Genomic DNA, 12,334 nt, shown 5'->3' with positions numbered 1-12,334 from the left:
CACCAGCGGGGGACCGCGAACTGTGATCCGGGCCGCCCCTGCGGACCCCTATCCCTCACGATCCTCCTGCTCATCCGGGCGGGCCGTGGGGGTCTCGGCCGGGGGCGGCGAACCGTCCACACCCGCGTCGTCCGGACCGAAGACGAAACGCTGGCGGCCCTGGACGACGATGGCGTAGCCGTCGTCGGTGACGGTCTCGACATAGGAGTCGAGGCCCTCGGCGATGGTCCGCTTCGTCTCGGCGTCGAGCACGACCTGGGTGCCGCCGTCGGAATCGCGCGAATCGCCGTAGACGTGGCCGTCGAACGCGAACGCCGGCGAGATGGAGCGCTCGGCCCCGTTGGTGAACTCCCACTTGATCTCGCCGCTGAGCAGGTCGATCGCGATCATCGGCGTCGCTCCGCTGGCCTGTGGCAGCAGGAGGGTGTCGGTTGTGACGTCGTGGACGGTCCCGGCGACGTGCCCCGGATTGAAGTCGCGATCGCCGGGGTTGGCGCCCGGTTCGGCCCGGGTCCACAGGACGTCGCCGTCGCTCAGATCGTGCAGGGAGAGGACCGAGGGCGCCTCCGGAAGGCTCCACCGGACGAGCACGGTCTCCCGGGGCCCGGGCCCCTTCGCGCCCTCTCCGGCCCCGTTACCCGGGGCGCCGTTGGATCCGGAGCGCTCGCCGTCCGAGGCGGTGGCGCCGTCGCCGGCCCCGGCGTCTTCGGGGTCCGTCAGGTCCTCCGGCACCACGTAGAACCCGACGATCTGGGGCAGCGGACGCGGTACGGCCGTCTCCCGCCCCAGGTCGGGGGCGTCACCGGCCCTACTCCACAGCAGGTCGCCGGCGTCCTCGCCGCCGATGTTGCGGGCCTGCAGCACGCCCTCGCCGTTCTTCAGCAGGAGCACGTCACCGCGCGCGCCCACTGGGACGCCCAGCCGGTCGTCGTCGGTCGTAGATGCCGCGTCCTCCCCCTCGTCGGTGTCCCCATTGTCCGTGTCCCCGTCATCGGCGTCCGGGGGCGCGAAGGTGAACCGCCAGAGCTCCTCCCCCTCGGTGTCGAGGACGGTGAACTTGCCGTGGGGGTCGTCGGCGCTCCACTTCTCCGGTCGCCGCACCACCACGCCACCGACGAAGACGTCGCGGGGATCGGTGCCGGTCCAGACGGTCGCGCCGGTGTCGTCGACGACCGTGGTGGCGTCGCCCTCCGCGGTGACCAGCACGATCACCGGCGAGCCGTCGCGCGTGGTGTCGAAGCCGTCGACGCGCTGTTCGCCCTGCCACAGCGTCGTCCCGTCGGCGGGGCGCTGGAGGGCGTGCTTCTCCTCGCTGTTGGAGCTGATCAGGAACACGTCGCCGAGCGACTCGATGCGCACGCCCATCTCGTCGCCGAGGATCGCCGGCCCCTGGGCTCCGGGGCCGTGCAGGTAGCGGATCGGCTCTCCGGAGAGTCCGGGCGGGAGGTCGCCCGCGAAGGAGGTGGCGAGCGGGTGCGGCGACTTCCGGGCGGAGGGCGGTTCGGACTCCGCCTGCGTGCAGCCGACGGTGGCCACGAGCAACCAGATGCCGGTGGCCAGAGCCACCTGTGCCCGCGCCCGCCGCCAGGTGCGCATGGCCGCTCACTCCCCTACGATTTCGGCCGTCTACGCGCAAATCCTAGAACGCGGTGGCCGCGGCGCCTACGGCTGTTACCTGGATGGCCGCGTTCCGTGTCCCCCATGTTGACCGGCATCGGCCCGGCCCGCGCCGACCACGGCCGGTCCCCGGGCGCGTCCGGTCACGGCTCCGCTGCCGGTTCCACCTCGATCGTGGTGGTGCCCAGGACCTCGCACAGCGCCTGGCCGCCGGTGGCCTCGGCCAGCCACGCCTCGAATTCGGGCAGGTCACGCTCGTCGAGCGCGATATCGATCTGCACGTCGGAGCCGTACTCGACACCGCGCACGTGGTGGCGGGAGTCGCGCAGGTCGCTCTCCAACCGCCCGGCCCGCAGGTAGTCGGCGATCACCGCCACCACGAGCAGAGTGCGCCGCTCCAGTACACCGAATTCGTCGACCGCGGCGGACACCGCATTGCCGTAGGCGCGGATCAGGCCACCAGCTCCGAGCTTGGTTCCACCGAAGTACCGGGTCACCACGGCCACGGTGTCGGTGAGCTCGCGATGCCGCAGCACCTCCAGCATGGGCACCCCCGCCGTGCCCGACGGCTCACCGTCGTCACTGGACCGCTGGACCCCGCCGTCGGGACCGATCACATACGCGGTGCAGTTGTGGTTGGCGCTCCAGTGCTCCTTGCGACGTTCGGCGATGAAGGCGCGTGCCTCGTCCTCGTCGCCCACCCGCGCCATCGCGCAGATGAAACGGGACTTCCTGATGTCGAGCTCGTACTCGCCACCGCGCTTGATCGTTCTCATATGGCCTGTTCAGCAAGGGTGATGGGGTGGGGTGGGGATTGGTCCCGGCCGGATTCTCCACGCTTCACCGGGGATAACGAGCCGCCCCTCTCCCGACCTTCCGAGCCCTGCCCCAACAGCACTCTAGAACAGGCACGAGCACCCTCCCCCTCCTTGGCGCATGGAGGTCAGGGGCACAGGAATTCCATGACGGTAGCGAAGAGTCCGCGGGGTGCCGTCTCCCTGTCTCCGCTCTGCTTCGCCGTCCGGACGACAATAGGGGCATGACCGAATCCGGGATCGACGCCGTCGGCCTCCTGTCCGATCCGCTGCGGCGGCGCCTGTACGACTTCGTGGTGGAAAGCGGAGGCGAGGTGAGCCGCGCCGAGGCGGCCCAGGCTGTGGGCGCGCAGCGCACGCTCGTCGCCTTCCACCTGGACAAGCTAGTCGCGGCGGGACTGCTTGACGTCGCCCAGCGGAAGGTGTCCGGGCGGGAGGGGCCCGGCTCGGGTCGGCCGGCCAAGCTGTATCGGCGCGGCGAACGGCAGCTCACCGTGCAGCTGCCCCCGCGCGACTACGAGACGGCGGCGCTGGTGCTGGCTGAGGCGGTGCAGCGGCACGGGGCCGAGGAGGCGCTGCACGAGGCGGCGCGGGAGGAGGGGGTGCGGCGCGGGGCGGCACTCCGATCCGCGGACGACGGGCCGCCTACCTGCGGGACGGCCGCGGGCGACTCCGCGTGCGACGCGTTCTCCCTGGACGATCTCGCTCAGCGTCTGGAGCGGCTGGGATACGAGCCGGTGTCTGACCCCGACGACACGGATGCGGTGCGGTTGCGCAACTGCCCGTTCCACACCCTCGCGCGCGACTTCCCGCCATTGGCCTGCGGAATGAACCTGGAACTACTGCGTGGCCTGCTGGAGGGTGCGGGTGCGGAGGGGTTCACCGCGCGTATGGCCCCGCTGCGGGAGGGGTGCTGTGTCCGGATTTCTAAAAACAAAATCCATTGACTTAGAAGTCCGGCAGGGACATGCTGAGGGCCATGGCCGACCACCATCTCGCCCAACTGAATGTGGGTATCCTCAACGCTCCCCTCGACGCCCCCTCGATGGCCGGGTTCGTCGACAACCTCACCCCGATCAACGCCCTCGCCGACGCCAGCCCCGGATTCGTGTGGCGCTACACCGATGAGGGTCGCGACGATGCAACCGAGGCCCGGCCGTTCGGCGACGACCTCCTCATCAACTTCTCCGTGTGGGAGTCGCGGGAGGCGCTGTGGGAGTTCACCTACCGCAGCGAGCACATCGACCTGCTCCGCCGCAGGCGCGAGTGGTTCCAGCACATGCGGGACGTGACACTGGTGCTGTGGTGGATCCCCGCCGCGCACATCCCGACGCTCGACGAGGCGGGTGAGCGCCTGGCCCTGCTGCGCCGCCACGGGCCCACGGCCGAGGCGTTCACCTTTAAGGACAGCTTCGCGCCGCCCAAAACCCCTGCATCTTCCATCACCAGCGGCACACCTCTGTAATGGGGTAGGCACCTTCGGTAGCGTTTTCCGGGCAGTCCAGCACGTCGACCCAAGCCGAGGAGTCTTTCCGTGCCCATGACCCGCGCCCTCATTGGATCCACACTCGTCTCGCTGCTGCTCGCAGGTTGCGGCGCAGCCGACCCGAACGACGCGAACAACACCCCCGAGCCCACCACCGGCGCCGAACTCTCCCCATCACCGGAAAACGGCGACGGAGAGAAGGCGGGGGCCTCCCCGATCCAGGTCTCGGGAACGTGGGAGCCCTACTCACCGGACGCCACCGCCATCACCTACGACGACGCCGTCCCCGAGGGAAAGAAGGTCGATGTCGACGTCCAGCCGGAGGGAGACGCGCGGACGCGGTTCATCCTGACCGTGAACGGCCTCGAACCCGATCGCGACTACGGGTCGCACGTCCACACCAAGCCCTGCGGCAAGGACCCGGCCGACTCCGGACCGCACTACCAGAACGAGGCCGACCCGGACGCGACTCCGTCGGTCAACCCCGACTACGCCAACCCCGAGAACGAGGTCTGGCTGGACTTCACGACCGATGGCGACGGCAACGCGGAATCCACGGCCACCGTCGACTTCCGGCCGCGGACGGGCGAGGCGAACTCGGTGGTGATCCACGAGAACCACACGAAGACCGGACCCGGCGAGGCCGGTAAGGCCGGGGATCGGCTGGCCTGCGTGAACGTTCCGATGTAAGACACGCGGGTGCGGGTGGGCGTCCCGCCCACCCGCACCCGATTCCCCTCGGCTTTCGACGCCGGCGGAGCGGCGGCCCGTATTTGACCGATCTGTACAGAAAAGATAGAACTCGTGCCGTGGGCAGACCAAGGGAGTTCGACGACACCGCCGCCGTAGCGGCCGCCATGGAGGTGTTCTGGTCGAAGGGCTATGAGGCCACCTCCACGGGCGACCTGTGCGAGGGCACCGGTCTGGGGCGCGGGAGTCTCTACAACGCCTTCGGCAACAAGCAGCGCCTGTATGAGGAGGCGCTGCGCCGCTACACCCAGGACGGCTTCCAGGCCCAGCTGGAGCTGCTGGACGGGCCGGGGACGGCGAAGGACCGGCTGCGCAGGCTGATGACGCAGGTCATCGACATCGACATGGACGACCCGCAGAGGCGCGGATGCATGGCCATCAACGCCGCCGTCGAACCCGCGGGACGGGACGACGCGGTGGCGCGGCTGGCCGATCGTTCGTTCAAGCGGCTGGAGGACGCCATCCACGACGTCATCGTCGTCGGCCAACGGCTGGGCGAGATCTCCGCCGACCGCGATCCGCGCCAGGCGGCACGGTGCGTGCTCAGCGCCTACTACGGGCTGCGCGTACTCGGCAAGGTCAGCCAGGACCGCTCCGCCCTGGACGACATCGTGGAGGGCACCCTCGCCACGCTCTGATCCGCTGGCAGGGCTCCTTCCCCCCGCCCCGTAAGCACCCGGGCATCTCCGGTCCGCATGCCGCCGCACCCTGGCTTTTTCATGTCCGCGTTTTGTACTGATCGATAAAAAACCGGTCGTCCACGCGACCGCACAAAAGAGAGGTTTTCCCATGCCGTTGGCCGTCTACGTGATCGGTCTCGGGGTGTTCTCCATGACCACCAGTGAGTTCATGGTGTCGGGCCTGATGCCCGCGCTCGCAGAGGAGTTCGGGGTGTCGATCGCCGCGGTCGGATACCTGATCACCGCCTATGCGGCCGCCATGACGCTGGGCGGCCCCGTCCTGACCGTCGGGCTGCTCCGCACCTCCCGTAAGACGGCGCTGCTGACGCTGATCGGGGTGTTCTTCCTCGGGCAGGCCCTGGGGGCGCTCTCCAGCGGATACGGGATGATGATGGCGGCGCGCGTCATCACGGGTGTCGCATCGGCCGCCTTCTTCGGTGTCGGGCTCGCGACCTGCGCGGAGATGGTCGGGCCGCGGTTGCGCGGCCGGGCCGTGTCGGTCGCGATCGGCGGCCTGATGATCGGCACCGTCCTCGGCCTCCCGGCGGCGACCCTGATCAGCCAGCACTTCGGCTGGCGGGCGAGCTTCTGGTCGGTGGCCGTTCTGGTGCTGCTGACCGGACTGGTCATCCTCCGTCTCCTGGCGGCCTCCCCCAGCCCGGAGTCGGTGAGCGTGCGCGCGGAAGTGGCGGCGCTCGTGAACGTGCGGCTGTGGGCGGTCTACGCCACCAGCATGCTCATCATCGGCGCCACGTTCGCCGCATTCAGCTACTTCGTCCCGATCCTGACCGACGTCAGCGGCTTCGCGCCGGAGACCGTGCCGCTGCTGCTGGTCGCCTACGGCTTGGCCACCGTCGTGGGCAACGCGATCGTGGGCCGACTGGCCGACGACCACACGCTCCCGGTTCTGGCCGTCGGCCTCATCGCCCTGACCGCCGCGCTCGTCATCTTCGCCGCCTTCGCCGAGGTCCCCGTGCTCGCCGTCGCCGCCCTCATCCTGATCGGCCTCGTGGGCGTGACCATGAACCCGGCCATGGCGGCCCGGGTGATGCGGGTCGGCAACGACGGTGCCCTGGTCAACACCGTGCACTCGTCCGTCATCACCACCGGTGTCGTCATCGGCTCCTGGGGCGGAGGCCTGGTGATCAGTGCCGGGTACGGACTCACCGCGCCGCTGTGGCTCGGCGCGGGGGTGGCCGTGCTCGGCCTGCTCAGTCTGCTGCCCGAGCTGGTCCAGTGCGACGCCGGAACCGGATCCGGATCGCAGTCCGCGTCGGCGAGCTCGGGCGAGGAGCGCGCGGCCTGCCTCGACGCCTCGTGAGTGGCAGCGGGGGCGGGGGTCCGTCCTTCCCCCACCCCCGCGCAACCGGCGTCAGCCGGTGATCAGGTGGCGTAGCGCCAGGCGCTCGGCGACCGTCCAGGCCGTGCTCGTCGCCAGGTAGAGCCCGGCGGCCAGCGGCACGAACGCGGCGATGGCGACCGTGCCGAACGACAGGAAGGACATCATCCGCGCGCCGGGGAGCTCCGGGCCGCCGGACTCCGCGCTGGCCCTCAGGGCGGGCAGGGTCAGCCACCGGCGCGACGCCCACGCGACCGCGGCGATGACGACGAGCAGCGAGATGTAGACCAGAACCTGCGGTGTGAGGCCGCCACCGAGGACGTCGCCGAGCCTGGCGCCCAGCGGGATGCCGCCGAGGGTGTGGGTGAGCAGATCGTTCGGGGCGCCGGCGATGGTGGCGCTGGTGAACACCCCGTTGAGCACGATGAACACAGGCATCTGGGCGAACATCGGCAGGCATCCGGCCAGGGGCGAGCTGCCCTCCTCCGCGTACACCCGGCGCTGCTCGGCGAGCATCCGCTCCGGGTTCTTGGCGTACTTCTCCCGCAGCGCCGTGAGCTTGGGGGCGAGGCGCGCCCGCGCCTTCTCGCCGCGGACCTGGGCGACGGAAAGTGGAAGGACGGCCAGCCGCACGACGGCGGTCAGGCACACGATGGCGACGGCCGCGCCGGCGGCCCCAGCGACCGGGGTGGCGACGGCGGTGAGCGTGGTGAGGACGGTGGATACGACGGCGATGGCGGCCGCGATCGGGCCGAAGGTGTACATGGGTGAGCAAGCCCCTCGTCTGGTGGGTGCAACGGACGCAGGACGAGGTGGCCGCGCGGCAGAGCACGCGTGGAAGCGTGAAGAGAGACGCGGGACGGCGGGAACGCGACGAGATCGGGAAACGCGGAGCCGACGCCGCGACCGCGTTCGGGCTACACGGCCACCCGGACCGCTCCGGGCGCCCGGGGACGCGGCTTGCCTGGGGCATCGGGGTCGCGCAGTGGCGGCGGGGTGAGGCGCTCGGAGCGCCACAGCATGGCGCGGGAGCGGTCGACCTCACCGTCGTCGAGCGGGGGCCACGCGCGCAGCCCGCGGACGGCGATCCAGCTCAGCGCGGCGCCGACGGCGACGAGGGCCAGTAGCGCGAGCGCACCGCCGGGAGCCGCCGTGGGCACAAGCGACCACGGGTCATCGAGTCCGGCGAACAGCACGTGGAACAGGGTGTAGAGCGAGACCACGGCTGTCCTCCATTCCTGAACCCGATGCGGCGGCTCGCCCACACACTATCCGCCGACGCGAGCGGTCCCGGCGCCCACCCGGGTCCGTGCACCCTCGCGCAGATCCGACCGCGACACACCGGCGGCGGTTCCCCCTCCTCGACCAGCCGATGTAGGTAAATGACAGGGAGTAGTGATCCGCCCGCTCCGTAGAGGGAAGGCAACCGTGCCGATCCGCCCAGCGAACCTCGCCACCATGTCCGCCACCATCGCCGGGGCGCTGGCCGGTATGTCCGGCGCGGCCGACCGCGAGCGACCGGTGACGGTCACCTTCGAATCGGGGCACCGGCAGGTGGTCGAGGCCGGCGGCTGCCGGGTCCTCGACGCGGACCAGGGCGGGGTCGTCTCGATCGGTACCGAAGTGCCCACCAGGTACGCCCTGTACGAGGGAACGTCCTGCCAGGGTGGACGGGCCATCGCCACCGGCTCCGGCTCGGTCACGTTCAACGACCCGGTCCTGGCCGGGGCGATCGTCGTGGGCTGATTCGCGACCGGCGCCATTCACGGCACGCGAAAGTCGGGCGGCGGCCCTACGACCACTGGCCCGCGCACGCCGAATAGCGGCAGCGGATCTCCCGCCCGGTGCCGCTCCATGCGTATCGATATTCCTATTGAGATGTACGCCACGCCACGCTCGGAGCACGCCGAGATACTGGCGCGGCATCGACGGATTCATTTCCTCGCCGTACCCTTGCGGCCTCCTCTGCGAATCAATGTCGGGTGTAGGCGAGCAGGAGGACGTCGGATCTGCACGCCCGGCGAGTTCGGCCGCGGACAATAGGGCGAACGACGCCGGGAGAACGTGACGGGCCATCGAGAAGAGAAGAAGGGAGAAGAGAACATCCGGAGACCCATCGCCGTGCTTGCCAGGAGAACCCGCTATCCGGCGTACACGGGTAACACGGCGATGGGACGTGGGTGGTTCCTCCGGAGAATCCTCAGTGGTCAGGCGATACGGCGCGCTCCAACGAAGTAGCGGTCGAAGTAGGCGGACATCCTGGTGATGTGTACGTTCTTGCCGGAGCGCGGCGCGTGGACCATACGGCCGTTACCGATATACACCCCGACATGGCCCGGCCCCGAATAGAAGAACACGAGGTCGCCCTTGCGCAAGGAAGACCGGGAAACCGGCCGGCCCCGCCGGAACTGTGCGTAGGTGGTGCGCCCGGTGGACTTTCCGGCCCTGCGGTAGGACCACTGCACCAGACCCGAGCAGTCGAACGCCCTCGGCCCGGCCGCGCCGTAGCGGTAGGGCTTTCCGACCTGGTTCAGGGCATGGGACACCGCGGCGGACGCGGCGCCCTTCGAGCGCGTCGAGGCGTGTGTAGGGCTCTGAACTGCGGCGTTGCTGTCGGAGACTGGCCCGAGCGTGACGATCAACAGCGCGGTGGATACGGCGGCCGCCGCACGCATCGTGGGCCGCGCCATGTCCTCCCGAACGAGCCGGAATCCCCTCTCCACAAGACCCATGTATTCCTCCCTCCAAAACCCCAAAGGGCATGCTTCCGAAATTGCATAGAGGACGGATGATCAAAGGCGCAGCCCAACTAAACGCTGATGGTCGAATCACCGATCAGCGCACAACCCAGTTATTGAGCGCGCACTCTTTTGCGGGCGTGGCGCCCGCGTGGCCATGGATTTTGTTCGCTCCTCCGCGCCTCGCCGATCCGACCCTTGGATACAGGGCAGGAGTACGGCGACGGCCTCCTGCGCGCACTTCACGCCAGAAGCAGGTAATAGCGGTTCACACGGCGGCGACAGCCGAGACTCACGTATCCACGAGTACCGCGGAATCCAGCGACGACAGGGGGATGATCGATGGATTGGCCGCGGCCAACGCAGGGGATCCCATCTCCCCCACCACCGAAGAAAACCCGTGTGATCTGGGAGTTTGGGACCAAAAGCCTAGGCGGACGACGCTTGGACACACCGACCCGCTGGACGGGTGGCGAGCCCCGCGTGCCGCTGACTTCTCCGCACCCCCGCCGAAGGAGCTAACCGACGAAGAACAGGGGCGCGGAACCCATCATTGCACCTGAAATCCACTATAAGCAGAAGCTGGAAAATATGAAAGACCGTGGCGAAAGGAATTTCCGCGGAACTATGGACCATCTTCGCGGCGGTGTTGTCGGCAGTCTTGTCGAGGGTGTTGTCGGCGGTGATGCCGACCCACTCCATACACCTGTGTTATCGATTCGCGGGATCAGCGCAATGGCGAATGCTCAGCTCTCCTCAGCGGGGAACGACATCCGGAACACGGTCCCGACGCCAGGTGCGGGTTCGGCCCGGAGCGCGGCCCCGTGGCCTTCGGCGACCTGCCGCACGATCGCCAGGCCGAGTCCCGATCCCGGCAGGCCACGGGCGGCGCGGGCCCGGTAGAAGCGGTCGAAGACATGGGGCAGGTCGTCGGGGGCGATGCCGGGCCCGCGGTCGCGCACCGTCAGTTCCCGGTCGGTCAGGCGCACCTCCACCTCCCCGTTGTCCGGACTGAACTTCGCGGCGTTGTCGAGCAGGTTGGTGATCGCCCGCGCGAGCCGCTCGGGCATGCCCACCACCACCGTCGGCTCGACGCGCACGTCGAAGCGGACCCCCGGGCGGTTCCGCCGCTCGGAGTCGACGCAGTGCTCCACGACCTCATCCAGCCGCACGTCTTCCGTCCGCCCCTCGGGCGCTTCGCCCCGGGCGAGTTCGATCAGGTCGTTGACCAGCCCCGTCATCTCGGTGATCTGGGCGCGGAGCGTGCCGTGGATCCGTGTCCGGTGCTCCGGCGGCAGGTCCCGGGCGAGCAGGTCGATGTTGGTGCGCAGCCCGGTGAGCGGCGTACGCAGCTCGTGGGAGGCGTCGGCGACCAGCCGCCGCTGCGCGGTGACGGACCGCTCCAGCTCGTCGAGCATGGTGTTGAAGCTGTCGGCGAGGCGGGCGAGCTCGTCGTTGCCGGGCAGGTCGATGCGGTGCCCGGGGTCGCGCGTGGCGGCGATGGTCTCGGCGGTGCGGGTCAGCCGCGCGACCGGGCGCAGCCCGGTCCGCGCCACCAGGTAGCCGAGCGCGCCCGCCAGCACGACGCCGATCGCACCGGCCAGCGCCAGTCGCGTGCCGACGTCGACCACGGTGGCCTTGACGCGGTCGGAGCGGATGGCGACCTGTACGGCGCGGTCGCCGCCGATCGGCGCGACATAACCCCGCAGCGGGATGTCACCGATCCGCGTGTCGACGAAGAACGCGTCGCGTTCGCCCCGCGCGACCTCGACCGCCGTCCCCGGCACCTCCGGACGCAAGCCCCCCGGCTCGGGGTCCACCCCGCCGCCCGCGTCGATGATCTGCACGCAGGCGGGTGCCGTCGCATACACGCACTCGGCCGACCCGAGCCAGGTGTTGCGGTCGATCTGCCGCTCGACGCGGGTGGCCTCACGCGTCAGGCTGCCGTCCAACTCGCCGTAGAGGGTGTGGCGGACGACGACGAAGGCGACCCCCGCCCCGGCCAGCACCGCGCCCGCGACGACAACGGCCGTCAGGACCGCGAGGCGCACGCGCAGCGGCCACCGGGTCCACACCGTGGGCTTCGGCCCTGCCGTGGTGCCGCCGCTACCGGAGGCGTCCGCGGCAGCGGTCGCGTCCGCGGGGGAGCGCCGGTCCCGCCCCTGGCGCCGACCGTCCCGACCGGTTCCCTCAGCCACGGGACGCGTCCCCGCGGCCGGCGCTCGGCCGCTCCTCCAGGACGTAGCCGACGCCGCGCACGGTGTGCACCATCCGGGACTCGCCCCCGGCCTCCAGCTTGCGGCGGAGGTAGCCGATGTAGACGTCCAGCGAGTTGGAGTTGGGCCCGAAGTCGTAGCCCCACACACCGTCGGCGATGACACCGCGCGGCACCACCCGCCCGGCATTGCGCGCCAGCACCTCCAGCAGCGCGAACTCGGTGCGGCTCAGCTGCATGGCGCGCTCCCCGCGCCACGCCCGCCCGCCGTCGGTGTCGACGGTCAGGTCGGCGTAGCCGATGGTCCCGGTCTCCTCGGGGTAGGCACGACGCAGCAGCGCCCGCAGCCGCGCCAGCAGTTCGTCCAGGTCGAAGGGTTTGACCAGGTAGTCGTCGGCTCCGGCATCGAGCCCCTCGACGCGGTCGCCCACGGCATCGCGCGCGGTCAGGATCAGGATCGGCGTGCGGTCGCCACGGGACCGCAGCCGCTCGCACATGGTCAGGCCATCCATGAACGGCATCAGCACGTCGAGCACGATCGCGTCCGGCGGCCACCGCCGGACCGCCTCCAGCCCGCTGCCGCCGTCGGCGGCCCGGGTGACCTGGTACCCCTCCAGCTCCAGGGCGTCGGCGACGGCGTCGCGCACCGACGGCTCGTCTTCGACGACGAGCACCCGCGTTCCACCCGCCACGG

Annotated in this window: 13 protein-coding genes; 6 read left to right on the top strand and 7 right to left on the bottom strand. The window is 70.2% G+C overall.

The genetic code is table 11. The features are described from left to right. Nucleotides 1–48: 48 nt before the first annotated feature. Both CDO52_RS04230 and CDO52_RS04225 read right to left on the bottom strand, forming a co-directional pair. Complete coding sequence (locus CDO52_RS04230) at nt 49–1,596, bottom strand: hypothetical protein (RefSeq protein ID WP_017620721.1); 1,548 nt, start codon at nt 1,594–1,596, stop codon at nt 49–51. A gap of 164 nt (nt 1,597–1,760) precedes the next feature. Next, a complete protein-coding gene (locus CDO52_RS04225; protein WP_017620720.1) occupies nt 1,761–2,393 on the bottom strand; it encodes a YigZ family protein in 633 nt (210 codons plus the stop codon). Between the two features lie 263 nt (nt 2,394–2,656). On the opposite strand from CDO52_RS04225, the gene CDO52_RS27165 reads away from it, so the two are divergent. From CDO52_RS27165 to CDO52_RS04195, 5 genes are all read left to right on the top strand, one after another. After that, nucleotides 2,657–3,379 carry a helix-turn-helix transcriptional regulator gene (locus CDO52_RS27165; RefSeq protein WP_017620719.1) on the top strand — a complete coding sequence of 241 codons (723 nt, stop codon included), beginning with the start codon at nt 2,657–2,659 and terminating at the stop codon, nt 3,377–3,379. A gap of 32 nt (nt 3,380–3,411) precedes the next feature. Continuing rightward, nucleotides 3,412–3,897, top strand: a complete 486-nt coding sequence (locus CDO52_RS04210) for a DUF3291 domain-containing protein (RefSeq protein WP_017620718.1) — start codon at nt 3,412–3,414, stop codon at nt 3,895–3,897. Between the two features lie 69 nt (nt 3,898–3,966). Further along, on the top strand, nt 3,967–4,608 hold the full coding sequence (locus tag CDO52_RS04205) for a superoxide dismutase family protein (RefSeq protein WP_026126170.1): 642 nt from the start codon (nt 3,967–3,969) through the stop codon (nt 4,606–4,608). A gap of 119 nt (nt 4,609–4,727) precedes the next feature. Continuing rightward, nucleotides 4,728–5,306 (top strand): TetR/AcrR family transcriptional regulator, encoded by a 579-nt coding sequence (locus CDO52_RS04200; RefSeq protein ID WP_026126169.1) that lies wholly within the window; start codon nt 4,728–4,730, stop codon nt 5,304–5,306. A 151-nt stretch (nt 5,307–5,457) separates the two neighbouring features. Continuing rightward, a complete protein-coding gene (locus CDO52_RS04195) occupies nt 5,458–6,669 on the top strand; it encodes an MFS transporter (protein WP_017620715.1) in 1,212 nt (403 codons plus the stop codon). Between the two features lie 51 nt (nt 6,670–6,720). Here CDO52_RS04195 and CDO52_RS04190 read toward each other — a convergent pair whose 3' ends face one another. Continuing rightward, entirely contained in the window at nt 6,721–7,452 is a 732-nt protein-coding gene (locus CDO52_RS04190) for a YidC/Oxa1 family membrane protein insertase (RefSeq protein WP_017620714.1), read from the bottom strand. A gap of 152 nt (nt 7,453–7,604) precedes the next feature. Beyond that, a complete protein-coding gene (locus CDO52_RS04185; protein WP_017620713.1) occupies nt 7,605–7,910 on the bottom strand; it encodes a DUF6412 domain-containing protein in 306 nt (101 codons plus the stop codon). Nucleotides 7,911–8,115: 205 nt separating this feature from the next. On the opposite strand from CDO52_RS04185, the gene CDO52_RS04180 reads away from it, so the two are divergent. Then, nucleotides 8,116–8,433, top strand: coding sequence for a hypothetical protein (locus tag CDO52_RS04180; protein ID WP_017620712.1), 318 nt, complete (start codon nt 8,116–8,118; stop codon nt 8,431–8,433). A 461-nt stretch (nt 8,434–8,894) separates the two neighbouring features. Here CDO52_RS04180 and CDO52_RS04175 read toward each other — a convergent pair whose 3' ends face one another. From CDO52_RS04175 to CDO52_RS04165, 3 genes are all read right to left on the bottom strand, one after another. After that, entirely contained in the window at nt 8,895–9,419 is a 525-nt protein-coding gene (locus CDO52_RS04175; RefSeq protein ID WP_232524380.1) for a C40 family peptidase, read from the bottom strand. Between the two features lie 752 nt (nt 9,420–10,171). Then, on the bottom strand, nt 10,172–11,623 hold the full coding sequence (locus CDO52_RS04170) for a sensor histidine kinase (RefSeq protein WP_232524379.1): 1,452 nt from the start codon (nt 11,621–11,623) through the stop codon (nt 10,172–10,174). Beyond that, nucleotides 11,616–12,332: a response regulator transcription factor gene (locus CDO52_RS04165; RefSeq protein WP_033301559.1), complete on the bottom strand. Its 717-nt coding sequence runs from the start codon at nt 12,330–12,332 to the stop codon at nt 11,616–11,618. The genes CDO52_RS04170 and CDO52_RS04165 overlap by 8 nt, the downstream gene beginning before the upstream one ends. Nucleotides 12,333–12,334: the final 2 nt, after the last annotated feature.

Source organism: Nocardiopsis gilva YIM 90087, from assembly GCF_002263495.1.
In the GTDB taxonomy this organism is placed as follows: domain Bacteria; phylum Actinomycetota; class Actinomycetes; order Streptosporangiales; family Streptosporangiaceae; genus Nocardiopsis_C; species Nocardiopsis_C gilva.
Note: the sequence above shows the minus strand (reverse complement) of the source record. Positions and strands in the feature narration are given on the sequence as shown.

Bases quoted from the DNA above. Each gene is read 5' to 3' on its own strand.
- CDO52_RS04225 (WP_017620720.1), bottom strand. From the start codon at position 2,393: ATGAGAACGATCAAGCGCGGTGGCGAGTACGAGCTCGACATCAGGAAG.
- CDO52_RS04175 (WP_232524380.1), bottom strand. From the start codon at position 9,419: ATGGGTCTTGTGGAGAGGGGATTCCGGCTCGTTCGGGAGGACATGGCG.
- CDO52_RS04210 (WP_017620718.1), top strand. From the start codon at position 3,412: ATGGCCGACCACCATCTCGCCCAACTGAATGTGGGTATCCTCAACGCT.
- CDO52_RS27165 (WP_017620719.1), top strand. From the start codon at position 2,657: ATGACCGAATCCGGGATCGACGCCGTCGGCCTCCTGTCCGATCCGCTG.
- CDO52_RS04230 (WP_017620721.1), bottom strand. From the start codon at position 1,596: ATGCGCACCTGGCGGCGGGCGCGGGCACAGGTGGCTCTGGCCACCGGC.
- CDO52_RS04195 (WP_017620715.1), top strand. From the start codon at position 5,458: ATGCCGTTGGCCGTCTACGTGATCGGTCTCGGGGTGTTCTCCATGACC.
- CDO52_RS04190 (WP_017620714.1), bottom strand. From the start codon at position 7,452: ATGTACACCTTCGGCCCGATCGCGGCCGCCATCGCCGTCGTATCCACC.